The sequence below is a fragment of the Providencia sp. LY12 genome, from assembly GCF_057621555.1.
In genome coordinates this window covers 4,295,995-4,322,647 of the sequence record NZ_CM172594.1, presented here as the reverse complement: position 1 = coordinate 4,322,647, position 26,653 = coordinate 4,295,995, and the positions used below count along the sequence as shown (strand labels likewise).

Below are 26,653 nucleotides of genomic sequence, written 5' to 3'. Positions count from 1 at the left end.
GTTGGACTCCCCTAACAAGGTCAATGAAACAAGAATTACGGATTTCGTTAAGAATTTTTTTACTGGCAACTATTCCATTAGTCACTTTTCGTGGTCACTAAGAGAATAGGGGGCCAGAGAAGGTGTTTGACTAACTTTTACTCACCATATCTATCCACAGCATATTCCTGATCCTCTGATCAGAAATAGACCTGCGATCATACCGCAAAATTCACTCAAGATCTCCATTCTTTTACACAGTTTTTATGCTTTTTATCCACAGGCAAATGTGATAAGGCGGCTCTGGTAGGGGAGAATTTTGCTGGGTGATCGCGGGCAACGACAAATTTTCCACATGTCTGGGGATAACTTTAGCCTATATATAGAAATAATCTCCCAAGATCAAAAAATATTTTCGGATCCCGCTAAGATCCTTGCGCTTTAGGGAGGAGTCCGTATAATCTTCCTCCCTGTGTACACTGCGAATGTCATTTTTTATGATGAATTTAGGCAGCATGGTTTTATGGGTAACGTCAATAAACGCTTGAGTTGATTGAAAGTTAAACTGTTAGACTTGCCTAAAAGGCAGCATAAATGAGTTCCATACGTAGCTTGTCACGGCACATATCGGCAAACCGGTCAGCCAGGTTTAAATAAAAAGTGGTTTGATTACGTCATTTTATTGACGTGACCCCCTATGTTTTATTACAATCCTGCCTCTTTCTATATTGTTGCGATAGAGGCACAGGTGTAAATCAGTTTCCACTGGTTGCCAACGCGTTTACTGAATCAGTAATAAATTTTAAAGTTAGGTAGAAATCGTTATGAAACGCACTTTTCAACCGTCCGTACTGAAGCGCAACCGTTCACACGGTTTCCGTGCTCGTATGGCCACTAAAAATGGTCGTCAGGTTCTGGCTCGCCGTCGTGCTAAAGGCCGCGCTCGTCTGACCGTTTCATCTAAGTAATAAAGCTAGCCCTCTATAGTGGTTACGCTCGCTTTTACCCGGGAGTTACGTTTGTTAACTCCCAGGCATTTCGACAATGTCTTCAAGCAGCCGCAGAGGGCGAGTTCCCCAGAGATAACAATCCTTGGTCGCCTTAACGAGCTGGGGCATCCCCGCATCGGTCTTACCATCGCCAAAAAAAATGTTAAACGTGCTCATGAGCGTAATCGTATCAAACGATTAGCCCGTGAATATTTTCGTTTGCATCAACATGAGTTGCCTTCAATGGACTTTGTGGTTCTGGTTCGCAGAGGGGTAGCCGATCTCGACAATCAACAGATTACGGAATCATTGGATAAGTTATGGCGTCGTCACCGTCGCTTGGCTCAAAAGTCCTGATCATGCTGATCAGAGGTTACCAACTGGCTATTAGTCCGTTGTTAGGACCTCGTTGTCGTTTCAATCCCACATGCTCTAATTACGGAATTGAGGCATTGCGCAGGTTTGGTATGCTAAAAGGTAGTTGGTTAACTGCCAAACGCGTATTAAAATGCCACCCTTTACACGCTGGTGGAGATGATCCTGTCCCACCTAGAAAAACTGATGATAATAGAGAATTATAACGATGGATTCCCAACGCAATCTTCTACTCATCGCTTTGTTGTTCGTGTCGTTCTTAGTTTGGCAGGCTTGGGAGAGCGATAAAGTTGCTCAGGAAACCAAGGCTGTTCAAGTTTCTCAGCAAAAGACGGACATGCCGAGCAGTGCAAGCAATGATGGTCAAGCGGTCACAGGTAGTGAACAAGGTAAGCTTATTGCCGTTAAAACCGACGTACTTGATATTCGTATCAATACTCGTGGTGGTGATATCGATGAGGCTGACCTGTTAGCCTATCCAGCAACCCTGAATTCACCAAACCCATTCCGTTTATTGGAAACCACACCAGGTTTTGTTTATCAGGCTCAAAGTGGTCTGATCGGTCCTCATGGTCCAGACAACCCAGCGAATAACAATGGTCAACGCCCTCTTTATACTTCAGATGCAGCAAGCTTTGAGTTAAAAGATGGTCAAGACGAATTACGTATTCCGATGTCCTTCACCGATAATAACGGTGTGGTTTATCAGAAGACGTACATTCTGAAGCGTGGCAAATACACTGTTGATGTTGAATACAACATTCAAAACCCAACTGCACAGCCTTTAACACTTGCGTTCTTCGGACAATTAAAGCAAACCATCGCTTTACCAGAACAACGTGACACTGGCAGCAGTAACTTTGCTCTACATACCTACCGCGGTGCGGCTTACTCTTCTGATGAAAATAACTATAAAAAATATAGTTTCAGTGACATCGAAGATAAAAACTTAAGCCTGACAACCAAAGGTGGTTGGGTCGCAATGCTGCAACAATACTTTGCAACTGCGTGGATCCCAGCTTCTTCTGAGCAAAGCACTTTCTACACCATTGATCTCGATAAGAAATCAGCCATCGTTGGTTATAAGAGTGAACCTCTGACCATCGCATCAAATGGTGCTGCGACCTACTCTTCTACACTGTGGATTGGTCCTGAAATTCAGTCAGAAATGGCGGAAGTTGCTCCTCATTTAGACTTAACCGTAGATTACGGTTGGTTATGGTTTATCTCTCAGCCACTGTTCAAACTGTTGAAATTCATTCACGGTTTCGTTGGTAACTGGGGTATTGCCATCATCGTTATCACCTTTATCGTCCGTGGTATCATGTACCCGCTGACGAAAGCGCAGTACACCTCAATGGCGAAAATGCGTTTACTGCAACCTAAACTGGCTGCAATGCGTGAGCGTATTGGTGACGATAAACAACGTATGAGCCAAGAAATGATGGCGCTGTACAAATCAGAAAAAGTAAACCCACTGGGTGGTTGTTTACCGCTGCTGATTCAAATGCCAATCTTCCTTGCGTTGTACTACATGTTGATGGGTTCTGTTGAACTGCGTCATGCACCGTTCTTTGGTTGGATCCAAGACTTGTCTGCACAAGACCCGTACTACATCCTGCCAGTGCTGATGGGTGTGACGATGTTTGTTATTCAGAAGATGTCACCAACTACCGTGACTGACCCAATGCAGCAGAAGATCATGACTTACATGCCAGTCGTGTTTACTGTGTTCTTCTTGTGGTTCCCATCAGGTCTGGTTCTGTACTATATCGTGAGCAACTTAGTCACCATTATCCAGCAGCAGGTTATTTACCGTGGTCTGGAAAAACGTGGCTTACATAGCCGTGATAAGAAAGCGAAGAAATAATCTAAATTCCAATCGAGTTTAGAGGGCTTCACAAAGCCAGATTCTATAGTAACATTGAGGCGATCCATTTAGGGTCGCCTCAATTTTTTTAGTCATAGACAGAGAAACATCATGCAAATCAACGATACTATCGTCGCACAGGCAACCGCTCCCGGTCGTGGTGGGGTTGGAATTTTACGTGTATCCGGCCCGCAAGCAGCCCTTGTTGCTGAAACAGTACTCGGAAAGTTACCGAAGCCGCGCTATGCCGATTATCTGCCATTTCGTGATGCAGATGGCTCTGTTCTTGACCAAGGGATTGCTATTTATTTCCCGGGACCTAACTCTTTCACTGGGGAAGATGTTCTTGAACTACAAGGGCATGGCGGTCCTGTTATTCTCGATTTATTACTCAGAAGAATTCTGACCATTGCCAATATCCGTATTGCCAATCCGGGGGAATTTTCTGAGCGTGCATTTTTAAATGACAAACTCGATTTGGCGCAAGCCGAAGCAATTGCCGACCTGATTGATGCGAGTTCAGAACAAGCGGCACGCTCCGCGATGAACTCTTTACAAGGGGCTTTTTCATCCCACATCCACCAGTTAGTGGAAGCGCTTACTCACTTGCGCATCTATGTGGAAGCGGCGATTGATTTTCCGGATGAAGAAATTGACTTCCTATCTGACGGTAAAATTGAAGCCAAATTAAACGAAGTGGTGACGGACTTAGAAGATGTTCGCTCACAAGCTCGTCAAGGGAGTTTGCTGCGCGAAGGCATGAAAGTGGTGATTGCAGGTCGTCCAAATGCGGGTAAATCTAGCTTATTGAATGCGTTAGCGGGGCGTGAAGCGGCGATTGTGACGGATATTGCGGGGACTACCCGTGACGTCCTACGTGAACACATTCATATTGATGGTATGCCGCTGCATATTATTGATACCGCCGGTTTACGTGAAGCTAGCGATGAAGTTGAACGTATTGGTATTGAACGCGCATGGAAAGAGATTGAACAAGCCGACCGTGTTCTATTTATGGTAGATAGCACCACGACGGATGCCACTGAGCCACAAGAGATTTGGCCTGAATTTATGGCTCGCTTGCCAGAAACATTACCAGTCACGGTTATTCGTAATAAAGCAGATAAAACAGGGGAATCTGTAGAATTTGTTGCTGATGCCCGTTACCCACTGATCCGTTTATCTGCTCGTGAAGAAAAAGGCATCGATTTGCTGCGTGATCACCTCAAAGAAACCATGGGCTTCAATAGTAATACAGAAGGTGGTTTCCTTGCCCGTCGTCGCCACTTACAAGCATTGAACAATGCCGCAACCCACCTTGCACAAGGCTATGACCAGTTAGTGAACGCTCGCTCCGGTGAGCTGCTGGCTGAAGAGTTACGCTTAGCTCAGCAAGAACTGAGCGAAATCACCGGTGAGTTTACCTCCGATGATTTGTTAGGGCGTATTTTCTCGAGTTTCTGTATTGGTAAGTGATTAAGATAAATAAAAAACCATTTTCCTGACATCGGGAAAATGGTTCTAGCCCACAGACATTGCATGTAAATTCATTTAGGCGGTGAGTGAATACTGGTTAGTCTATCACCCGGCTCGGATGGGTAAACACGGTGGCTTTACCTTGGCGGCAGAAACCGACCAGCGTTAAATTGGCTTTTTCGGCGACTTCAATCGCCAATGATGTTGCGGCTGAAACCGCAAATAGAATTTCCGCACCGCAGCTTGCGGCTTTTTGTACCATTTCATAACTTGCGCGACTAGACACTAAAATAGCGCCTTGCTGCCAATCAGAACGGCTTTTCATTCCCAGTAGCTTGTCTAGCGCAACATGGCGCCCCACATCTTCACATCCGCCCACTAAGCGACCTTCAGGAGAGATCCACGCAGCCGCATGAGTACAACCGGTTAATGCGCCAATTTCTTGAACTGTCTTCAATTCTTGTAGAGCGTTATCGAGATAAGATAATGAGAATGTTTGAGTGAATGGCAGCGGAGTGATAGGCTTAAATATCTCATCGAGCTGTTCTGTACCACAAATACCGCAGCCAGTTCGCCCAGTCAGATTACGACGACGCTCTTTGAGCGCCATAAAACGGCGGCTTGATAACTCAATATGAACTTCAATGCCTCGGTGACAACCTTGCGCAATATCAATTCCGCGAATTTCATCACGGGATTGTATTATCCCTTCTGATAATGAAAATCCGACAGCAAAATCTTCCAGATCTTTGGGTGTCGCCATCATTACCACATGAGATATCCCGTTATAAACGAGAGCGACAGGGACTTCCTCCGCAACGAAATCATTAACCAGTGAACCGAGGTTATTTTTTTGTTGCACGATTGTGGATTGAACACCGATCATTTTAGATAATTTGGGGTTATTTGTAGTATTTGTTTCATACATTAGATGAATTCCTATCACTAATGATACATAATATTCGATATGGGTAAAAAGAATTTACACCATTGATCAGGCAATGAACCTGAATACGTAAGGAAGACGTTGAATAAGAACAGTTTACCTCAAATTTTGTGACGAAGTTAGGTAAACATGAGCAATGTATATGAGGAGATCCCCCATGCAAGTCAGCAGAAGGCAGTTCTTTAAGATCTGCGCTGGCGGTATGGCAGGTACAACGGCAGCAGCGCTGGGTTTTGCTCCAGCAACTGCATTAGCCTCTACACGCCAGTATAAACTACTGCGTGCAAAAGAGACTCGAAATACCTGTACCTACTGTTCTGTCGGCTGTGGGCTGTTAATGTACAGCCTAGGTGATGGCGCGAAGAATGCGAAAGAAAGCATTTTTCATATCGAAGGGGACCCGGATCATCCGGTAAACCGTGGTGCACTTTGTCCTAAAGGTGCAGGATTAATCGACTTTATCCACAGTGAGAGTCGACTCAAGTATCCAGAAGTTCGCGAACCAGGCACTAATGAATGGAAACGCATCACTTGGAACGACGCGTTTGACCGCATCGCCAAGTTAATGAAAGAAGACCGTGATGCAAACTTCATTAAACAGAATAAAGATGGTGTAACGGTCAACCGTTGGTTAACCACCGGTATGCTGTGTGCATCAGCGGCAAGTAACGAAACAGGTTTTGTAACCCAAAAATTTAGTCGCGCCCTCGGCATGCTTGCCGTGGATAACCAAGCGCGTGTCTGACACGGACCAACGGTAGCAAGTCTTGCTCCAACATTTGGTCGCGGTGCGATGACCAACCACTGGGTTGACATTAAAAACGCAAACCTGATCGTCGTTATGGGCGGTAATGCGGCAGAAGCGCATCCAGTCGGTTTCCGCTGGGCGATGGAAGCGAAAATCCACAACAAAGCAAAATTAATCGTTATCGATCCACGCTTTACCCGTACTGCGGCTGTGGCGGATTTTTACACGCCTATCCGTTCAGGTACCGATATTGCCTTCCTGTCAGGTGTTATCAAATACTTGCTGGATAACGAAAAAATTCAACGTGAATACGTTGAGGCGTACACCAACGCCAGCTTAGTTATTCGTGAAGACTTCGGTTTTGATGACGGTCTGTTCACCGGTTACGATGCAGAAAAACGTCAATATGACAAAACCACGTGGAACTACGAGATGGATGAGAACGGCTTAGCGCTGCGCGATCCGACTCTGAAAAACCCACGTTGTGTTCTGAACCTATTGAAAGAGCACGTGAGCCGTTATACCCCAGAAGTGGTTAACAACATCTGTGGTACGCCAATCAAAGACTTCTTGCAAGTCTGTGAATACATTGCAGAAACTAGCGCGAAAGACAAAACAGCGTCCTTCTTATATGCGCTGGGTTGGACTCAACATACCGTTGGTGCGCAGAACATTCGTACCATGGCGATGATCCAGTTACTGCTTGGTAACATGGGTATGTTAGGTGGTGGTGTGAACGCACTGCGTGGACACTCCAACATCCAAGGTCTGACAGACTTAGGTCTGTTATCTCAGAGCTTACCGGGTTACCTGACATTACCATCAGAAAAACAAACAACCTTAGAAAGCTATTTAGCGGCGAATACACCAAAAGCGACCGTTGCTGGTCAGGTGAACTATTGGGGCAACTACCCTAAATTCTTCGTCAGTTTAATGAAAACTTTCTATGGCGATAAAGCGCAGAAAGAGAATAACTGGGGCTTCGACCTGTTACCTAAGTGGGATCAGGGCTACGACGTTCTACGTTATTTTGAAATGATGGATAAGGGCGAAGTTAACGGCTATATCTGCCAAGGCTTTAACCCATTAGCCTCATTCCCGAACAAGAACAAAGTCTCGAAATCGCTTTCTAAGCTGAAGTTCTTAATTACTATCGACCCGCTGAACACAGAAACTGCAAACTTCTGGCAAAATCACGGCGAAATGAACGATGTGAAACCGGAAGAGATTCAAACCACCGTGTTCCGTCTGCCATCTTGCTGTTTCGCTGAAGAAAACGGTTCAATTGTTAACTCAGCACGTTGGTTACAGTGGCACTGGAAAGGTGCAGACGCCCCAGGTGAAGCTATCAGTGATGGTGAAATCCTGTCAGGTATCTACCATCGCCTGCGTCAAATGTATGAAACTGAAGGCGGCGCAGCACCTGAACAGGTTCTGAGCATGACTTGGGATTACCTCGACCGCGATAATCCAACGCCGGAAGAAGTGGCTCAAGAAAGCAACGGTTACGCATTAGAAGACCTGAAAGATGCTGACGGCAACGTGATTGTGAAAAAAGGCGAACTGCTTAGCTCGTTTGCTCAATTACGTGATGACGGTACGACGGCAAGCGGTTGCTGGATCTTCTCTGGTAGCTGGACTCCGAAAGGTAACCAAATGGCTAACCGTGATAACTCCGACCCAACGGGTCTGGGTAACACATTAGGTTGGGCATGGGCATGGCCACTGAACCGCCGCGTGATTTATAACCGTGCATCGGCTGACCCAATGGGTAAACCATGGGATCCGAAGCGCCAAATCCTTGAGTGGAATGGTAGCAAGTGGGTAGGTATGGATATTCCAGACTACAGCACAGCAGCGCCAGGAAGCGGTGTCGGTCCATTTATCATGCAGCCTGAAGGTATGGGTCGTTTATTTGCGCTGGATAAGATGGCTGAAGGTCCATTCCCAGAGCATTACGAACCAATCGAAACGCCGCTGGATACTAACCCGCTGCATCCAAATGTGGTGTCAAACCCTGCTGCTCGTGTGTTTAAAGACGACTGGGCGCAAATGGGTAAAGCGACTGAGTTCCCATACGTGGGTACCACTTACCGCTTAACTGAGCACTTCCACTATTGGACGAAGCATGCGCTGTTAAATGCCATTATCCAACCTCAACAGTTCATTGAAATTGGTGAACGTTTAGCGAAAGAAAAAGGCATCGAGCAAGGCGATACGGTTAAGGTCAGTTCTAAACGTGGTTACATCAAAGCGAAAGCCGTGGTCACTAAACGCATTAAAACCCTGCAAGTGGATGGAAAAGACATCGATACCATCGGTATTCCAATTCACTGGGGCTTTGAAGGTGTTGCAGTGAAGGGCTTTATCACCAACACATTAACGCCATATGTGGGTGATGCGAATACTCAGACGCCGGAATTTAAATCATTCCTTGTCAACGTGGAAAAGGTGTAAGGAGATAAATTATGTCAATGCAATCTCAGGACATTATTCGTCGCTCGGCCACCAATTCCCTGACGCCCGCACCTCAGGTGCGGGACTATAAGGAAGAAGTTGCAAAGCTGATTGACGTCACAACCTGTATCGGCTGTAAAGCGTGTCAGGTTGCGTGTTCCGAATGGAACGATATCCGCGACAAAATCGGAACAAACGTTGGGGTGTATGACAACCCAACGGATTTAACCGCTAAGTCATGGACAGTAATGCGCTTCTCTGAAGTGGAAGAGAACGATAAATTTGAATGGCTGATCCGTAAAGATGGCTGTATGCACTGTGCTGATCCGGGCTGCCTGAAGGCATGCCCATCAGAAGGCGCAATCGTTCAGTACAAAAACGGTATCGTGGATTTCCAATCTGAACACTGTATCGGCTGTGGTTACTGTATCGCGGGTTGCCCGTTCAACGTGCCACGTATCAACAAAGAAGACAACCGCGCATACAAATGTACGCTGTGTGTTGACCGTGTTGAAGTCGGTCAAGAGCCTGCGTGTGTGAAAACATGTCCAACTGGCGCTATCCATTTTGGTAGCAAGGAAGACATGATTGGCATGGCTGGCGAACGTGTTGAAGAGCTGAAAACTCGTGGTTATGCAAACGCAGGCTTATACGATCCACAAGGTGTGGGCGGTACGCACGTTATGTACGTATTGCACCATGCGGATAAGCCGCAGTTGTATCACGGATTACCAGAAAACCCGACCATCAGCCCAACAGTTACCTTCTGGAAAGGTATCTGGAAGCCGATTGCTGCGGTTGGTTTTGCGGCAACATTTGCGGCGGCAATTTTCCACTATGTGGGAATTGGTCCAAACCGCGTCTCCAAGAAAGATGAAGAAGAGGCTCTAGAAGATTTGCATAACGCAATGTCGTCTGACACTTCGAAATCAAAAGAAGGGGAGGATCAGAAATGATGCCAGATGATAACGACAAAATTATTCGCCACAAACCGATTGAAAGGATCAATCACTGGGCGGTTGTGATTTGCTTCTTGTTCACAGCTATCAGCGGACTGGGCTTTTTCTTCCCATCGCTGAACTGGTTTATGAACATTTTAGGCACGCCACAACTGTCTCGAATTCTGCATCCATTCGTGGGTACGGCGATGTTCTTGCTGTTCGTCTTCATGTTTTTCCGTTATTTCCACCATAACTTCATTAATAAAGAAGATATCAAGTGGGGGAAAAATATCGGTAAGGTACTGAAAAACGAAGAAGCTGGTGACGTAGGCCAATATAACCTCGGTCAGAAAGGGGTGTATTGGGTGGTCACTATCTGCTTACTGGCATTGGTTGTCACTGGTGTGATTATGTGGCGCCCGTTCTTTGCGGACTATTTCCCAATTCCAGTGTACCGTGCAGCGATTCTTATTCACTCGCTGTCAGCCATTGGCTTGATCCTGATGATTGTTGTGCATGCGTATGCGGCAATTTGGGTCAAAGGCTCTGTGCGTGCGATGGTTGAAGGCTGGGTGACACGTGGTTGGGCGAGAAAGCACCACCCACGTTGGTACCGCGAGCTAGTTGCTAAAGAAAAACAGCAACAAGAGCAGCAAGAGAAAAACTAAGCGTTTTTGTCTCGATGAATCAAGCCCACAACATTGATTGTGGGCTTTTTTTATAGCGAAGTTTGAGGCAATTAATCACGGATTGTGAAGCTGTAAATCAGCGCACATCCTAAGAGAATTAATACGGCAGAAAACCCGACATACTGGTAATTTACCGATAAAATCCCGCCAGCTAATCCCCCCGTAATAAAAGAGAGTACCGCCAAGAGTAAAACTTTTTTGCTACTGTCCCCAGGTACATTTTTCAAAAAGGCATTAATGCAGGATGTAGTCATGCCAGTAACATAGGTGGAATGGATCCCAACGGTTCCCGCCTTATTAAAATAACCATTTTGAATGCCCATCGATAAGCTGATCAGCAAAATGGCTAAATCAGGTGAATACAAAGACTGGATGAAAAAATAAATAGTGAAGACACCACTAAATATTAAAAATACCAGACCTAGAACAAAGCGATATAACACAATTGCGCTATGCTTGAGTCTGATCCAAGAACCCAAAAATGTTCCTGCAAAAAATCCTAATATGGAAATTGCAGAGAGTAGTAACATGCCAATATTCATTTTGGCGAGGTAAATCATACTTAAAATGCTATTTCCCGTTAGATGGCCAGTAAATACCTCAAAGATGACAAATGAGCAGGCATCGACAAATCCGCCAATAAAGGCAAGCAATAAAAAGAAGGGTGTGTGAGACTTCGCTTCGAAGTGAAATAATGCCGTCATATTATTACCCTTTATACGGATAGAGAGCTCACCATTATAGGTGCGAATTGGATTAACATCATGGAAATAACAGTAGTTATATCAAATAAAAATGTCCTAATACCAATTTGTTATTTCCACATACAAACCAGGGTTAACAACGGTGAATATTCGGAGGGCTAGAGTAGCCTATCAGCGACTTTTGTTTTATCCTGACGGGTAAAACGGCAAGACTTGCTGGTTAATCGAATATTTTCTTAGAGGCTTGCGGGGAAATGCGAATAGGCAATTTCTCGGAGTAAGTTGTTATAAAAAATATAAAAGAGAGAGAGCAATGGGTATTCGTATCGTCCCGAAAGAAGAATTAGGTCAAGAGAGATTAAAAGAGAAAGGCATCGGCTTTATTCCGCCTGTTTTATTCCCGAATTTAAAAAGCCTTTATCAACGTCGTGCAGAAAGATTAAAAGAGTTAGGCGTTGGTGAACATCCTTTTGCAGATTATCTGAACTTCGCTGCGGAAGTGGCAACGGCACAAAATAATGCGCAACATGACAATCCATTAGAGATGGATATGGAAGCGGTTTTAGCGCGTTCAATGGCAACGAATACTGCACCATTAGATGCAAAAACATTCCCACGCACGGATCACTGGCACAAATTATTACGTTCAATCATCGCCGAATTGATGCCGATCGTGCCAGATTCTGTCCGTACTGCCTTGGAAAACTTAGAAAAAGCATCAGAAGCTGAACTCGAAGAGATGGCAACTGCGCTGTTAAACGAACAGTTTGAAAAAGTCCCTGCGGATAAATCTATGTTCATTTGGGCGGCATTGTCTGTCTATTGGGCACAAATGGCGGCCAATATTCCAGGTAAAGCTCGCGCAGAACACGGAGATCACCGTCATTACTGCCCAGTGTGCAACAGCATGCCTGTTTCTAGCATTGTACAAATTGGGACTAGCCAAGGCTTACGTTATTTGCACTGCACACTGTGTGAAACAGAGTGGCACATGGTTCGTGTGAAATGCAGTAACTGCGAACAAACTCGCGACCTGAATTACTGGTCACTGGATGATGAAAATGCGGCAGTGAAAGCGGAAAGTTGCGGTGACTGTGGTAGCTATCTGAAAGTCTTATACCAAGAGAAAGAAGCCAAAGTGGAAGCGGTAGCGGATGATTTAGCTTCGATCATTTTAGACGCACGTATGGAAGAAGAAGGCTTTGCTCGTAGCAGCATTAACCCGTTCTTATTCCCTGGCGAAAAATAATCTGTTAGCTGCACAGTAAGAAAGAGAAGAGTGACTATGGATGAATCAAATGTCGCGCTATACCGCCAATTACCTGCCATCGATAAGCTTTTGCAATTCGATGAAGCGCAGGTGTTGGTAGAGAAATCGGGTCTGCATTGGGTTACGGAATGTCTTCGTGAAATGCAGGAACAAGCGCGAGCATCTATCGCACAAGACGGATGCTTACCGGATTGGCACGGTGATTGGTTAGCAGAACTTTCTGTTCGCCATCATAAATTGCAACACAGTGCGCTGAAAAACGTCTTTAATTTGACGGGAACTGTGTTGCACACCAATCTAGGACGTGCGGTGATGTCCAACACCGCCATCCATGCGGTCTCGCAAGTGATGAGCTCGCCAGTCACGTTAGAATATTCTCTTGATGGTGCAACGCGAGGGCATCGTGACCGTGCTATTGCTGACTTACTGTGCCAACTAACAGGGGCAGAAGATGCCTGTATTGTGAATAACAATGCGGCGGCGGTTTTACTGTTATTAGCCACCGTTGCCCCGCAGCGGGAGGTGATTGTCTCTCGCGGTGAGCTGGTGGAAATTGGGGGCGCATTCCGCGTCCCCGATGTGATGGCTCAGGCAGGCTGTAAATTGGTTGAAGTGGGTACCACGAACCGAACCCATTTACGGGATTATGAAAATGCCATTAATGACCAAACTGGGTTGTTAATGAAGGTGCATACCAGTAACTACAGTATTGAAGGCTTTACCGCAGAAGTTGAAGGGGAAGAGCTGGCCGTATTGGGGCAAAAATACCAATTACCAACGGCAATTGATTTAGGCAGTGGCTCGATGATTGATATGACCGCCTACGGATTACCTGCGGAGCCGATGCCACAAGCGTATTTATCTCAAGGCATTGATTTGGTCTCTATTTCAGGAGACAAATTACTGGGAGGACCTCAAGCGGGGATCATTCTTGGTAAGAAAAAATGGATTGATGCTATTCAAAAACACCCCTTAAAACGCGCCCTTCGCGTGGATAAAATGGTGCTAGCTGCGTTAGAAGCGACGCTAAAACTCTATCTAACCCCAGAAAAACTCACCACTGAACTGCCAACATTACGTTGGTTAACTCGTTCCCAAGAAGAAATTAGGCAGAGTGCCGAGAATATCCTCGTGAAGCTGCAAGCCTATTATGGGGATCGTTTCTTTGTCGAAGCTGAGCCTTGCTTATCGCAAATCGGTAGCGGTTCTCTTCCTGTTGACCGATTACCCAGCTATGCGATTACATTCGCGCCTCTTGATGGCAAAGGCGGTAATTTAGAGCGTCTTGCCAACCGTTGGCGTCAATTACCTCAGCCTGTGATCGGACGTTTAAAAGAGGGCAAATTGTGGCTAGACCTACGTTGTCTTGAGGATGAACACGAGTTAGTGCAGGCGTTATTGTCATGATTTTTGCGACAGCCGGTCATGTTGACCATGGTAAAACATCGTTAATTCAAGCGCTGACAGGCGTGAACACCGCGCATCTTCCAGAAGAGAAGAAACGCGGAATGACCATCGACCTTGGCTATGCGTATTGGCCGCAATCTGACGGTAGCTCAATCGGTTTTATTGATGTTCCCGGACATGAAAAATTTCTCGCGAACATGTTGGCGGGGATCGGTGGGATTAATCATGCCCTACTGGTGGTGGCGTGCGACGATGGAATAATGGCGCAAACCCTTGAGCATTTGTCGATTTTACGACTTGCGGGTTGCCAAGATGTCTCGGTGATTTTAACCAAAGCCGACCGTGTTGATGAGTTGAGAGTGGCAGAGGTCACTCAGCAGGTTCACGCGGAACTGCGTCGCCAAGGCTGGTTGAATGCGCCACTATTTATTACTTCAGCAAGTACAGGGCTGGGCATTGATGCATTGCGTCAATACTTACAGCAACTGCACCAACAACACAATTCTTCTACTAACCTGCAACAGCGTTTCCGTTTAGCCATCGACCGTATTTTCCATGTGAAAGGGGCGGGGATTGTAGTCACAGGAACGGCGCTAGCGGGTAAAGTGAATGTGGGTGAATCCTTATGGGTGACGGGGGCGGATACTCCAGTCCGTATTCGTGGGATTCATCGCCAAAACCAAGTGGCTGAGTTTGCTCAAGCAGGGGATCGCGTTGCGCTGAATTTAACGGGGAACATCGATAAAGAATCGATAACCCGCGGTGATTGGCTGCTGGCGGAGCAACCTGCTTTTATCGCTTCTCGAGTGATAGTGGAGTTGACCTGCGATGCGCCACTCAAGCATTGGCAACCCGTGCATCTTTACCACGGTGCAAGTCACATTACAGGGCGGGTCTCTTTGCTGACGGAATCAGGCGAAACTCCGATGTTGGCCGAGCTGATTTTAGATACGCCACTGTGGCTGGTGGATAATGACCGATTAATTATTCGCGATATTAGTGCGCGACACACCTTGGCTGGTGCGCGTGTTATTCGCTTAGTCTCTCCGCGTCGTGGTAAGAGACAACCTGAGTTTCTCGATTGGCTATCCCGTTTATGTGCAACGGATGATGAGCTGGCGCAGCTTAACCTACAGTTACCCAGCGGTGAGCTAGACTTAAACAGTTACGGTTGGTCGCGTCAGTTAACTCAGTTGGCATTAGATTCCTTACTGGAACAAGTTGATATCGTCCGTGTCGGCGATGTCGTACTTTCTGCGTTTAAGGCGCAGGTTGCCAAGGATAAATTGATTCAATCCCTCGAAAACTTCAATGAAGTTCATAGTGACCAGATTGGTGTGGGTAAAGCGCGATTGAAACGGATGGCGCTACCCACGATGGATGAAACCTTGGTATTCAAATTGATTAATGATTTGATTGCCGAGGGGGTGATTAAGCAGACTCGTGGCTGGTTGCATATGCCGCAGCATGGGTTAGTGTTTGATGCCAAGCAGCAAGGTATTTGGCAACAAGTGGAAGGGCTGTTCTCGCATCCTGAAGCTCGTTGGGTACGCGATATTGCCGTAGAAACAGGTCACGATGAAGATACTATTCGCCGTATACTGAAAAAAGCTGCACAAATGGGGATGATCGTAGCGATTGTGCGCGATAGGTATTATAGCAGCGAACAGATCCGCCAATTTGCCCAAATTATTTTGCGTCATTGTGCTGAGCACGAGGTGATTTTTGCCGCTGATTTTCGTAATGAATTGGGTATTGGTCGCAAACTTGCGATTCAAATTCTCGAATTCTTTGATAAAAGCGGCTTTACTCGTCGTAAAGAAGATGGGCATTATTTACGAGACAAAGGCATTTTTGTTGAATAAATTGTAGGGTTTCCGCCATTATAATGCTGGCAGTTTTATTAACCTCGATACCTTTTTGTGAATTGTGGAAGTCAAATGAATAAAAAACTAATTGCGAGTATTTATCTGGCGCTGATTTTTATTGGCTCGCTGTTTTTAGTCTTTGAAAAAAGTGGAGTTATCTATCCTGGTCTGATTTCCATTTGTGTTTATGCTGTCATATTCGGTGTTTTATTTACAGTCACTGCTCGTTTGGTTTTCTCTGCAATTATTACGAGTACCCTGTTTATTATCATCAAAATCTTTAATCAGTTAAAAGTTCACTATTATAAAGAGCAACTTTTCTTCACTGATATTAATTTGATGACGGATACCTCCAACTTAGGGACATTAGGTCACTATTGGTTGGCGGGCGTGGCGGTACTTGCGTTATTTATTCTGCTTATCATCAACGGTGTGATCAGTTGGCGCTTATCGACACCATGTAAACGCAAGATATCACGTGTGGTTAGTGTGCTCATGGTTATCGTGGGTTACTTTGGGGCGGATTGGGCAAGTACGCATTACTTTGATAAATGGTCACAAACGCTGCCGAAAGGTCGTGGTACAGTGACTAACTTGGTGATGTCTGCACAGAATGCGAAATACAAATCACCGCATTTTGTGGGTGATGCGAGCTATTTTGAACAAAAAGCGGCGAATGTTTCTTTGGCGAAGAATGAACAAACCGAAAAGCCTGACATTCTGCTGTTATTACAAGAATCCACAGTTGACCCTAAAGTTTATGATTTACCTGCGGGAACGAAACTGCCAGAGTTATTTATGTTCCAGCAAGATGCCAATATGATTGCACATAGTCCGATGCGTGTACAAACCTTCGGTGGTGGAACATGGTTATCTGAGTTTTCTGCATTAACGGGGTTAAATAGCGATGATTTCGGGGCACAAAAAAGCGGTGTGTTCTATTTTGTGGTCGACCATTTAAATAACAGCTTATTTAAAGAGATGAAAGCCAACGGTTATTACACGGTTGTCCTGACGCCATTTAATAAAGGGGCTTATCATTCTGGTCACGCTTATGAAACGATGGGCGTTGACCGTATCATTCAGCCTCAAGAGTTAGGTTATCCAGGCAAGTTGCAAGATAATTTATGGACGATCAGCACGGAAGATATGCTGAAGTACGTGAAAGAAATTTTGGCAACAGAAACGGACAAGCCCGTCTTTATTTTTGCATTAACCATGTATGAACACGGACCTTATAAAGAAGGTCACAGTGATGACTATGGAATTAAAGATAAGCTAGATAATAAAGATTCCGCAGGCGAATTTAGCCATTATATGGAAAAAATCGTCCATTCTGATGCGGCCATTCGTGATTTCGTTTCGTTTATGGAAACGCGCCAGCGTCCACTGATGTTCCTCTATTTTGGTGACCATCAACCGGGGATCAGTTTAGACAAATATAAGTCCACATTATCGTCTCCTGCTTATGCGACACAGTTTACCCTAAGAGATAATCTCAAAGCGGGTACCGCAATTAAAACAGGTGAGTTAACGGACATTTCATTCCTTGGTGGAATGTTATTGGAACGCGCAAATTTGAAAGTTTCGCCGTTCTATGAAGCGAATATTAAGATGCGCCATTTATGCGACGGTAAACTGAATGACTGTGAAGATAAGCAGTTACTCGATGGTTATCGCCACTATGTTTATCATGTGCTCGGTGTCGCCAATAAAGATGAGACCAAGTAGTTTATCTCTAATTAGTGCTAGAATGTTGATAAACCATCATTTAATAACGTAAGAAGATAACGAATATAAAATATTTGGTCACGGGAAGTGCCGGGTTTATTGGTTTTAGATTGTGTCAAAGACTGCTAGAAAGTGGGCATGAAGTTATCGGTATCGATAATATGAATGCCTATTATGATCAGGGATTGAAACAGTCTCGACTGCATATTCTTGAACAATATCCGCAGTTCCGGTTTATTCATCTTGATATCACTGACCGCGAAAAAGTGCTGGTGTTGTGTACTCAAGAGAATTTTGACCGCGTTATCCATCTTGCCGCACAGGCAGGAGTGCGTTACTCATTACAAAACCCATTTGCCTATGCTGACAGTAACTTGAATGGGCATTTAGCGATTTTAGAAGGTTGCCGCCAAGCGAAAGTGAAACACTTGGTGTATGCCTCTTCGAGTTCAGTGTATGGCGTGACCGATAAAATGCCATTCACTACCGACATGTCCACCGATCACCCTATTTCGTTATATGCCGCGACCAAAAAAGCCAATGAGCTAATGGCACACTCTTATTCACATCTTTATCAGCTGCCGACGACAGGCTTACGCTTTTTCACCGTGTATGGTCCGTGGGGACGCCCTGATATGGCGCTGTTTAAATTCACCAAAGCTATCTTAGCGGGTGAACCTATCGATGTTTATAATAACGGCGATCTGAGCCGTGATTTCACTTTCATTGATGATATTGTCGAAGGTGTTATTCGCGTTTCAGATATAATCCCGCAAGCAGACCCGCAAAATCGTTCTGATTCGCCAGCGCAAAGCAGCGCACCTTACCGCATTTATAATATTGGTAATGGGCAGCCTGTGAAGCTGATTGATTTTATTTCTGCATTGGAAAATGCGTTAGGAAAAGAAGCCATTAAGAACTTCTTACCGATGCAAGCGGGAGATGTTTACACGACATGGGCAGACACCGAAGACCTATTTAACGTCACCGGCTATCGCCCACAAGTTTCTATTGAACAGGGTGTTCAGGCGTTTGTTGATTGGTACAAGTCGTATTATCACCGTTAATATCGGTCATCAATACTATTTACCATCAATATAGTTTACCACCTGAAATATCCGCAGAAGGATTTGAGAGGCAAGTTTGAAAATAGCAATCGCAGGTACCGGCTACGTCGGTCTGTCTAACGCCATGTTACTGTCCCAGCACCACGAAGTGGTGGCGGTCGATATCATCCCTGAAAAAGTGGCGATGCTTAACAATAAGCAATCTCCGATTATCGATACCGAAATCGAACAGTTTCTAACGGAAAAACAACTCAATTTCCGTGCAACCGAAGATAAAGTCGAAGCCTATACGGGTGCACAATACGTGATTGTGGCGACCCCGACAGACTACGACCCAAAAACGAACTACTTCAACACCAATTCCGTGGAATCCGTTATTCACGATGTGAACAAACTGAACCCAGACGCAACCATTATCGTGAAATCCACTATTCCAGTGGGCTTTACGGAACGTCTGCGTGAAGAGTTTGGCTACACCAACGTGATTTTCTCCCCAGAATTCTTACGTGAAGGTCGCGCACTGTGGGATAACCTATACCCATCCCGTATCGTGGTGGGTGAGCGCTCTGAGCGTGCACAAATTTTCGCTGATTTGCTGTTAGAAGGCGCGATTAAAAAAGATGTGCCGGTGCTGTTTACTGACGGTACCGAAGCCGAAGCGGTTAAATTATTCGCCAACACCTTCTTAGCCATGCGTGTGGCGTACTTCAACGAATTAGACACTTATGCAGAAAGCCGTGGCTTAAATGCGCGTCAAATCATTGAAGGCGTCTCTTTAGACCCGCGTATCGGCAGCCACTACAATAACCCATCATTCGGTTATGGCGGCTACTGCTTACCGAAAGACACCAAGCAGTTACTGGCGAACTACGACGATGTGCCAAATAACCTGATTAACGCTATCGTGGAATCTAACCGCACGCGTAAAGACTTTATCTCCGATGCGATTATTGCTAAAGCACCGCGTAAAGTGGGTGTCTATCGTTTAGTGATGAAAGCGGGCTCTGATAACTTCCGTGCTTCTGCCGTACAAGGTGTGATGAAGCGTATCAAAGCGAAAGGGATTGAAGTGGTGGTTTACGAACCAGTACTCAAAGAAGATGAATTCTTCCGCTCGAAAGTTATCCGTGACTTAGAAACGTTCAAAGCAGAAAGCGACATTATTCTGGCAAACCGTATGGTGCCTGAACTGGATGATGTGGCGGACAAAGTCTATACCCGTGACCTGTTTGGTAATGACTAAGATTAAAATAGTCAGCGGTGATTTATAATGAAAATGCCCCACAGGTTGGGGCATTTTTTATTTTTATCCATTGTTATTCAGAGAGATAACTTTCCATCACCATTCCGCCTGCACCTTGGGCGACGATTTCATAAGAATCATTAGCTGGGTAAATGCGCGGTTTGATATGCGGGAAAATCGAGAGTTTTTGCTCAATAGATTTTTTGGTCATCTCAAAGAAATGGTTTTTTGGCGTGAGGGTTCCCCCACAAACCACCACATCCGCTTGGGTAATTAATACCGCGTTGGCAATCGCGATACCGTAGTAATAAGCGGCTTCTTCTAAGGCCTTAAGGCACACCTCATCATTCTGGGCAAGCGCCTGAAAAATAGTGTGATAGTTAATTTCATCTTCGGATTTGACGAGTTGGTTAATGACCGAGGGTTTGCCAAGTCTTAAATGCTGAATCACGCGAGATTTAATGGCGTGTAAGGAACTGTACTGCTTTAAACAGCCAAATGAGCCGCATTCACAACGCTGACCGTTGATGTCGATAGTTGTGTGTCCAAAAGCTTGGGCGGTGCTTATTGGCGTTGGGGCATATTGGTTGTTGATAATGGTTGAGCTACGAATGTCGGTGTCACAAGTGGTGAGTAAGAACCGCTGGCTGTCAGAAGCGTAGCGTAAACGGTACTCCGCAAAGGCCGCGAAGCTGATACCACTTCCTAACAGAACAAAGCAGGGAACACGCTGGGTAATATACTGATATAGCGCCTGAATTCGTGCGCTGTAGTCAGAGTAAGGTACTTTATCGCGTTCTAAAATATGGTCGATGGCAATGCCGATACCCAGTATTTTTTGAGTATCTAACTGATGCTCAGCAAGTAGGTCGTCCACGTTGTCCAATAGATGGTCAAGCATGTTTTCGGCGGTTTCGAGGTGCTCATACTTGATTTTGACTTTGCCAAGAATGTCTAACTTCAGATTTTGCAGAACAATCGTAGAGTAGATATCACTCATCTCAATGCCAATTAAGTAGCCATCAGCCGGATTGACACTGTACAAAATGGGTTTGCGTCCTCCTGTTGATTCCCCAAGTTCCGAAGTAGAGAGTAATTGGCACTTACTCAGTTCATCGAGGAGCCTAGCACAGGTCGCGGGTTTCATATTCGCGAGGGAGGTTAGCGCTTCCGCCCGGATTGGTCCGTGGTTAAGGATCAGCCTATACAGCGTTTTGAGTTTTTGCGTTTTGGAATTTTTGGATGTGCGAAATTCGTTCAATAAACGGTGTAACAATGGCTCCCCCTCCTGTTTTCGCTAGTGGAATATCCAGCTATAAAGCTAATCATTCAAGATTAACAGATTCACATGGCGAGTACTTTAACAGATATCATGTTTATCAACATTTTCTCAAAATGAGATTAAGATCGCTGTTAGATTTTCTAATTACGTTATTATCCCAACCATCTTCTTTATTTGATTTGATTGCGGAGCGCATTATGCACAACACCAAAGATATCTTAGAAAGCTTAAGTTTTATCCAATCTCGTACGGATATGAAGCCCACTGTTGGGATCATTTTAGGGTCTGGATTAGGCCCATTTGCTGATACGTTAGAAAATGCGGTGCATATTCCTTATAGCGAAGTGCCACATTTTGCGAAGTCTGAAGCGGTAGGTCACGCGAACGAGTTAGTGATCGGGACGATTGCAGGTAAAACAGTGGTGGCGATGAAGGGTCGTTTCCACTATTACGAAGGTTTTTCTCTGGATCAAGTGACGTTCCCTGTGCGTTTAATGAAAGCGCTGGGTGTGGAAAAATTGATCATTACAAATGCCTGCGGAGCGGTGAATACGAACTTTAATCCGGGCGACCTGATGGTTATCACTGATCATATTAACCTGACGGCGAATAACCCATTAATGGGACCAAATAATCCAGAGTTGGGCGTACGTTTCCTTGATGTCAGCGAAGTTTACAACAAAGAGCTGCGCCAAACGATTTTGGATGTTGCGAAGGAGCAAGGCGTGTCTCTGCGCCAAGGTGTGTACGCATGGTGGACGGGTCCAACTTATGAAACGCCAGCCGAAATTCGCATGATCAGAACTCTTGGGGCTGATGCGGTGGGGATGTCGACAGTACCTGAAGCGCTGGTGGCTCACCATTCTCAGATTAAAACAGTCGGTATTTCCTGTTTGACCAACATGGCATGCGGTATTTTAGAACAGCCTTTAAGCCATGATGAAGTGATTGAAACGGCAGAAAAAGTGAAGGCAACCTTCTTAAAATTAGTAACGGGTGTGATTGAGCGCTTCTAGCTTTTTATCAAATTAAGATTTTCATCAAATTAATAGAAAGACAGTGCGGGAGCGGTTTTCCTTTGGGGCATTATCGCCGAACTGAGAATGTTACCCGCCAAATTCACTCCAAACGGAGTCTAGTATGAATATTAAGTCTCGTTTAAAGGTCATGCTTTTTCTGCAATATTTTGTTTGGGGAAGTTGGCTGGTGACATTGGGTGCCTACATGATGAAAACCTTGGATTTTTCAGGGGCTGAAGTCGGTATGGTGTACAGTTCGAAAGGGATTGCCGCTATTTTGATGCCCGGATTAATCGGCATCATTGCGGATAAATATATTCCTGCAAACCGCCTGTATATGCTTTGCCATATTATTTGTGCCGGTTCGTTGTTTTACGCTGCGACGGTGGCGGATCCTTCAGTGATGTTCTGGGCAATGTTAATCAATGCGATGGCATTTATGCCGACTATCGCCCTGTCGAACACCATTAGCTACTCATCGCTAAGTCAGTATCAGCTAGACTCTGTTGCCAATTTCCCGCCAATTCGTGTCTTTGGTACCGTAGGGTTTATTGCGGCGATGTGGAGTATTAGTTTACTGAAATTTGAGTTGAGCAGTATGCAGCTGTATGTGGCGGGAAGTTGCTCGTTGCTGCTCGCGATGTATTCCCTGACATTACCAAAAATGGCGGTAAATAAGCAGGCTATTACCACCAGTTGGATGAGCAAGCTTGGGTTAGATGCCTTAGTGTTGTTCAAAAAGCCGATTATGGCGGTATTTTTTCTGTTTGCGATGCTACTGGGTGCGGTTCTGCAAATTACCAATACCTTTGGTAGCCCATTCTTGCATGATTTTGCACGTAATCCGCTGTATCAAGACAGTTTGATTGTTCAGTACCCGTCGATTTTGCTGTCAGTTTCCCAAATGGCGGAAGTGGCGTTTATTCTCGCTATCCCATTCTTTTTAAAGCGTTATGGTATTAAAACCGTCATGCTGCTCAGTATGTTGGCATGGACATTGCGATTCGGCTTCTTTGCCTTCGGTGACCCATCGACTATCGGCTTGATGTTCTTAATTATGTCGATGATTGTGTATGGCTGTGCGTTCGATTTCTTTAATATTTCCGGTTCTATTTTCATTGAACAGGAAGTGGATCACCGTATGCGTGCCAGTGCTCAAGGGTTGTTTATGACCATGGTGAATGGTGTGGGTGCCTACTTTGGGGCGATATTGAGCGGATTGGTCGTTGACTACTTTAGTGTGGATGGCGTGAAGGATTGGCAGTCAATCTGGCTGGTGTTCTCGTCCTACACCGTAATATTGGCCGTGATCTTCTATTTCTCTTTCCATTATAAGCACCAGCGTGAGAAACCGTTGGAAATGGCAAAAGCGGGTTAAGATTGAGTTTGATTTAATAAAAAAGCCAGCGAATTCAGTGAATAAGCTGGCTTAAAGTTACTCTGAAAAGTGAATTTTATTCGATGTTTTGAATCTGTTCGCGCATTTGCTCGATCAGCACTTTAAGTTCAACAGCAGAGTTAGTCACTTCACTATTAATAGACTTAGAGGCAAGGGTGTTTGATTCACGGTTAAACTCTTGCATCATGAAATCAAGACGGCGACCGCTGGCTTCTTTTTTCTTCAGAATATTGCGCGTCTCTTTGACGTGAGCTTCCAGTCTGTCTAACTCTTCGGCGACATCAACACGCTGAGCCAGCAAAATAAGCTCTTGCTCTAAGCGATTACTATCTACTTGGATTTGCGCGTCGTCTAACTTGCTTTGCAGGCGGTCACGTTGCCATTGCAGGATTTCAGGCATATGTTGGCGAACTTTGGCAACTTCAACCAAAACACCATCCAGACGTTGCTCGATAAGGCTATGCAGCGCTGCACCTTCTGCTTCACGGCTTTGGATAAAGGCATCGATGGTTTCATCTAAGCCTGCCATTAGCTGTTCACTAATTGCGTCTAAATCTTGTTCACCAGCGGACATCACACCCGGCCAGCGTAAGATTTCTAACGGATTAATCTCACCTTCGTGGCTGTAATTTTTTACCCAGTTTGCTGCGCTAATCAGCTGGCGAGCTAAATCTTCATTGAGCAGTAACTCACCACGGTGAGCACCATCTAAGTCAAAACGTAGGTTACATTCGACTTTACCACGGGTTAGACGGGAACGAAGGCGTTCACGGATAACTGGCTCTAAGCTGCGAAATTGCTCAGGTAAACGGATATAGGTTTCTAAATAACGCTGGTTTACGGAACGCAGCTCCCAAGCCGCATTCCCCCATTCACCCTTGATATCACGGCGGGCAAAAGCAGTCATACTACGGATCATAATTCGTTCCTATCATTCATTAAGATAACAGGATTATAGCGCTATGACGGATGACAGGATAGGCATTATCCGATTAACAACGTATAATACGTGCCAATTTGAGTTGATAACGGAGATAACACCATGCGCCCAGCAGGTAGATTAGCAGACCAGATGCGCCCAATAAAAATTACGCGCAATTATACAAAGCATGCGGAAGGCTCTGTTCTTATTGAGTTTGGCGACACTAAGGTGTTATGTAACGCGACTGTTGAAGAGGGTGTTCCTCGTTTCTTAAAAGGTCAGGGGCAAGGTTGGGTAACCGCAGAATATGGTATGTTACCTCGCGCAACAAACTCCCGTAACCAACGTGAAGCGGCAAAAGGGAAACAAACCGGTCGTACTATGGAAATTCAACGACTGATTGCGCGTTCATTACGTGCTGCGGTTGACCTGAAAAAACTTGGCGAACACACCATTACGTTGGACTGCGATGTTATCCAAGCGGATGGCGGTACACGTACTGCGGCGATTTCAGGCGCGTGTGTTGCCTTGGTTGATGCACTGAACAACATGGTTGCTCAAGGTAAATTAGCGAAAAGCCCTCTGAAATCCATGGTTGCAGCGGTATCTGTCGGTATCGTTAACCAAGAAGCGCTGTGTGATCTTGAGTATGTTGAAGATTCTGCTGCAGAAACGGATATGAACGTCGTGATGATGGATGATGGTCGAATGATTGAGGTACAAGGTACCGCAGAAGGTGAACCATTCAGCCATGAAGAGCTGTTGGCTCTTCTAGCATTAGCGAAAACGGGGCTAGACACCATTTTCGAAGCTCAGCGAGAAGCGCTGAAATAAATTTATTATTAAATAGGCGGCTGAAAAGTCGCCTTTTTTATGCCCGCAGTTTATTGATGAAGTTGTTTACTGATAAAGATAAACCGCAAAAGTCGTTTCAAAAAAAGACCAATACTAATTAATGAGGAGAATGACCAATGAAAGCCTATCAGCGCGATTTTATTGAACTTGCCATGAAAAAACAGGTACTGAAATTTGGTGAGTTTACGCTGAAATCAGGTCGTAAGAGTCCCTATTTCTTTAATGCGGGGCTGTTTAATACAGGGCGTGACTTGGCTCTTGTCGGTCGTTTTTATGCACAAGCGTTAAAAGAAAGTGCGATTGAGTGTGATGTAATTTTTGGTCCAGCCTATAAAGGTATTCCGATTGCGACCACAACTGCAGTCGCATTGGCAGAACATCACGATATCGATATGCCATACTGCTTTAATCGTAAAGAAGCGAAAGATCACGGGGAAGGCGGCACATTAGTGGGTAGCCCGCTACAAGGACGTGTTGTGGTTGTCGATGATGTGATTACGGCAGGTACGGCAATTCGTGAGTCGATGGAAATCATCAAACAGCAAAAAGCAACGTTGAGTGGCGTGTTGCTGTGTTTAGACCGCCAAGAAAAAGGGAAAAGTGAAATTTCTGCAGTACAGGAAGTGGAACGTGATTACGGATGCAAAGTGTATTCGATCATCACAATGAGCGATTTAATTACGTATTTAGCAGAAAAAGAAGATATGCAACAGCATCTTGCTGCGATGAAAGCGTATCGTGAGCAGTATGGTATTTAATTGAAAAAAAGCCCTCGCCCAATAATGGGCGGGGTGAGTAGTATAAATAAGCGGTTATTGTAACTGAGCCAAAATTAAAGGCCAGCGAGCTTCGAACTCTACCGTTGGACGGTAACGAAACTCAGAACGTACGAAGCGGGACAGCATACCTTCACAGAAGGCTAATAGTTGAGAAGCTAATAGTGATTCGTCATGGATAAAGCCTTGTCCATCACGAATTTTTTTCTCTTTTAATACTTGTCGCAGCTGTGATTCGATACGTTCGAATAATTGGTTAATGCGCCCTTGCAGCCTATCTTGCTCGAACATTAGCGCATGACCCGTCATTATACGCGTTAATCCAGGGTTTTTCTCTGAGAAACCTAAAATTAGCGCTAAAACCAGTTTAATTCGGACAAGTGTATCTTTTTCGTCCGTTAAAATCAGGTTGATGCGGGAAACAAGTGAATCTTCAATAAATTCAATTAAGCTGTCGAACATCTTCATTTTGCTTGGAAAATGACGATATAGCGCAGCTTCTGAAACACCAACTGTTGCAGCGAGTTTTGCCGTTGTAATACGCTGGCTGCCATCGCTACTTTCTAACATTAACGCAAGAGCCTGCAAAATCTCATCACGTCTGTTACGTTTTTGTATTGTATTCTCTGCCATGTCTGAT

General features: G+C 45.1%; 23 protein-coding genes. 18 read left to right on the top strand and 5 right to left on the bottom strand.

The window, feature by feature from the left end; translation table 11 throughout:
- Window positions 1–803 precede the first annotated feature (803 nt).
- The 5 genes from rpmH (at window position 804) to mnmE (ending at window position 4,689) form a co-directional block, all read left to right on the top strand.
- Window positions 804–947 (top strand): 50S ribosomal protein L34, encoded by a 144-nt coding sequence (gene rpmH / locus ACY3ZI_RS20525; protein WP_004906236.1) that lies wholly within the window; start codon window positions 804–806, stop codon window positions 945–947.
- An 18-nt stretch (window positions 948–965) separates the two neighbouring features.
- Window positions 966–1,325 carry a ribonuclease P protein component gene (rnpA, locus tag ACY3ZI_RS20520; RefSeq protein ID WP_006660612.1) on the top strand — a complete coding sequence of 120 codons (360 nt, stop codon included), beginning with the start codon at window positions 966–968 and terminating at the stop codon, window positions 1,323–1,325.
- Window positions 1,289–1,549, top strand: coding sequence for a membrane protein insertion efficiency factor YidD (gene yidD / locus ACY3ZI_RS20515; RefSeq protein WP_006660611.1), 261 nt, complete (start codon window positions 1,289–1,291; stop codon window positions 1,547–1,549). The genes rnpA and yidD overlap by 37 nt, the downstream gene beginning before the upstream one ends.
- Before the next feature lie 2 nt (window positions 1,550–1,551).
- Complete coding sequence (gene yidC, locus ACY3ZI_RS20510; RefSeq protein ID WP_036950675.1) at window positions 1,552–3,213, top strand: membrane protein insertase YidC; 1,662 nt, start codon at window positions 1,552–1,554, stop codon at window positions 3,211–3,213.
- A 111-nt stretch (window positions 3,214–3,324) separates the two neighbouring features.
- Window positions 3,325–4,689: a tRNA uridine-5-carboxymethylaminomethyl(34) synthesis GTPase MnmE gene (gene mnmE, locus ACY3ZI_RS20505; RefSeq protein ID WP_187128521.1), complete on the top strand. Its 1,365-nt coding sequence runs from the start codon at window positions 3,325–3,327 to the stop codon at window positions 4,687–4,689.
- 97 nt (window positions 4,690–4,786) lie between these two features.
- Here mnmE and fdhD read toward each other — a convergent pair whose 3' ends face one another.
- Entirely contained in the window at window positions 4,787–5,617 is an 831-nt protein-coding gene (gene fdhD / locus ACY3ZI_RS20500) for a formate dehydrogenase accessory sulfurtransferase FdhD (protein WP_036950679.1), read from the bottom strand.
- 175 nt (window positions 5,618–5,792) lie between these two features.
- Between fdhD and fdnG the strand changes: the two genes are divergently transcribed.
- From fdnG to fdoI, 3 genes are read left to right on the top strand one after another with little or no spacing between them, the layout of a single operon-like run.
- Window positions 5,793–8,840 carry a formate dehydrogenase-N subunit alpha gene (fdnG, locus tag ACY3ZI_RS20495; RefSeq protein ID WP_154599595.1) on the top strand — a complete coding sequence of 1,016 codons (3,048 nt, stop codon included), beginning with the start codon at window positions 5,793–5,795 and terminating at the stop codon, window positions 8,838–8,840.
- A gap of 11 nt (window positions 8,841–8,851) precedes the next feature.
- A complete protein-coding gene (gene fdxH, locus ACY3ZI_RS20490) occupies window positions 8,852–9,796 on the top strand; it encodes a formate dehydrogenase subunit beta (protein WP_036950684.1) in 945 nt (314 codons plus the stop codon).
- Complete coding sequence (gene fdoI, locus ACY3ZI_RS20485; RefSeq protein ID WP_036950687.1) at window positions 9,793–10,449, top strand: formate dehydrogenase cytochrome b556 subunit; 657 nt, start codon at window positions 9,793–9,795, stop codon at window positions 10,447–10,449. Before fdxH ends, fdoI begins: the two co-directional genes overlap by 4 nt.
- Window positions 10,450–10,520: 71 nt before the next feature.
- Here fdoI and ACY3ZI_RS20480 read toward each other — a convergent pair whose 3' ends face one another.
- Window positions 10,521–11,174, bottom strand: a complete 654-nt coding sequence (locus ACY3ZI_RS20480; RefSeq protein ID WP_487375764.1) for a YoaK family protein — start codon at window positions 11,172–11,174, stop codon at window positions 10,521–10,523.
- A 313-nt stretch (window positions 11,175–11,487) separates the two neighbouring features.
- Between ACY3ZI_RS20480 and fdhE the strand changes: the two genes are divergently transcribed.
- The 6 genes from fdhE to ACY3ZI_RS20450 all read left to right on the top strand — a co-directional run bounded on the left by fdhE (window position 11,488) and on the right by ACY3ZI_RS20450 (window position 19,760).
- Window positions 11,488–12,423 (top strand): formate dehydrogenase accessory protein FdhE, encoded by a 936-nt coding sequence (fdhE, locus tag ACY3ZI_RS20475; protein WP_036950693.1) that lies wholly within the window; start codon window positions 11,488–11,490, stop codon window positions 12,421–12,423.
- Between the two features lie 36 nt (window positions 12,424–12,459).
- Window positions 12,460–13,851: an L-seryl-tRNA(Sec) selenium transferase gene (gene selA, locus ACY3ZI_RS20470; RefSeq protein WP_487375763.1), complete on the top strand. Its 1,392-nt coding sequence runs from the start codon at window positions 12,460–12,462 to the stop codon at window positions 13,849–13,851.
- Window positions 13,848–15,716: a selenocysteine-specific translation elongation factor gene (selB, locus tag ACY3ZI_RS20465; protein WP_487375762.1), complete on the top strand. Its 1,869-nt coding sequence runs from the start codon at window positions 13,848–13,850 to the stop codon at window positions 15,714–15,716. Before selA ends, selB begins: the two co-directional genes overlap by 4 nt.
- Window positions 15,717–15,791: 75 nt before the next feature.
- Window positions 15,792–17,450, top strand: a complete 1,659-nt coding sequence (locus tag ACY3ZI_RS20460) for an LTA synthase family protein (RefSeq protein ID WP_487375761.1) — start codon at window positions 15,792–15,794, stop codon at window positions 17,448–17,450.
- 65 nt (window positions 17,451–17,515) lie between these two features.
- A complete protein-coding gene (locus tag ACY3ZI_RS20455) occupies window positions 17,516–18,517 on the top strand; it encodes an NAD-dependent epimerase (protein WP_036950702.1) in 1,002 nt (333 codons plus the stop codon).
- 76 nt (window positions 18,518–18,593) lie between these two features.
- The gene (locus ACY3ZI_RS20450) at window positions 18,594–19,760 is read left to right on the top strand and encodes a nucleotide sugar dehydrogenase (protein WP_154638278.1); all 1,167 of its coding nucleotides are present in this window, start codon (window positions 18,594–18,596) and stop codon (window positions 19,758–19,760) included.
- Window positions 19,761–19,833: 73 nt separating this feature from the next.
- Here the strand turns inward: ACY3ZI_RS20450 and ACY3ZI_RS20445 are convergent, their stop codons facing one another.
- Complete coding sequence (locus ACY3ZI_RS20445) at window positions 19,834–21,036, bottom strand: ROK family protein (RefSeq protein ID WP_036950706.1); 1,203 nt, start codon at window positions 21,034–21,036, stop codon at window positions 19,834–19,836.
- Window positions 21,037–21,239: 203 nt separating this feature from the next.
- Between ACY3ZI_RS20445 and ACY3ZI_RS20440 the strand changes: the two genes are divergently transcribed.
- Both ACY3ZI_RS20440 and ACY3ZI_RS20435 read left to right on the top strand, forming a co-directional pair.
- Entirely contained in the window at window positions 21,240–22,058 is an 819-nt protein-coding gene (locus ACY3ZI_RS20440) for a purine-nucleoside phosphorylase (protein ID WP_211887601.1), read from the top strand.
- Between the two features lie 124 nt (window positions 22,059–22,182).
- Window positions 22,183–23,439 (top strand): nucleoside permease, encoded by a 1,257-nt coding sequence (locus tag ACY3ZI_RS20435; RefSeq protein WP_036950710.1) that lies wholly within the window; start codon window positions 22,183–22,185, stop codon window positions 23,437–23,439.
- Between the two features lie 76 nt (window positions 23,440–23,515).
- Here ACY3ZI_RS20435 and ACY3ZI_RS20430 read toward each other — a convergent pair whose 3' ends face one another.
- Window positions 23,516–24,379, bottom strand: coding sequence for a YicC/YloC family endoribonuclease (locus ACY3ZI_RS20430; RefSeq protein ID WP_132497006.1), 864 nt, complete (start codon window positions 24,377–24,379; stop codon window positions 23,516–23,518).
- Between the two features lie 123 nt (window positions 24,380–24,502).
- Here ACY3ZI_RS20430 and rph point away from each other — a divergent pair, with 123 nt between their 5' ends.
- Window positions 24,503–25,216, top strand: a complete 714-nt coding sequence (rph, locus tag ACY3ZI_RS20425) for a ribonuclease PH (RefSeq protein ID WP_036950714.1) — start codon at window positions 24,503–24,505, stop codon at window positions 25,214–25,216.
- A gap of 137 nt (window positions 25,217–25,353) precedes the next feature.
- Window positions 25,354–25,995 (top strand): orotate phosphoribosyltransferase, encoded by a 642-nt coding sequence (gene pyrE / locus ACY3ZI_RS20420; protein WP_187128501.1) that lies wholly within the window; start codon window positions 25,354–25,356, stop codon window positions 25,993–25,995.
- 54 nt (window positions 25,996–26,049) lie between these two features.
- Here pyrE and slmA read toward each other — a convergent pair whose 3' ends face one another.
- On the bottom strand, window positions 26,050–26,646 hold the full coding sequence (slmA, locus tag ACY3ZI_RS20415) for a nucleoid occlusion factor SlmA (protein ID WP_036950718.1): 597 nt from the start codon (window positions 26,644–26,646) through the stop codon (window positions 26,050–26,052).
- Window positions 26,647–26,653: the final 7 nt, after the last annotated feature.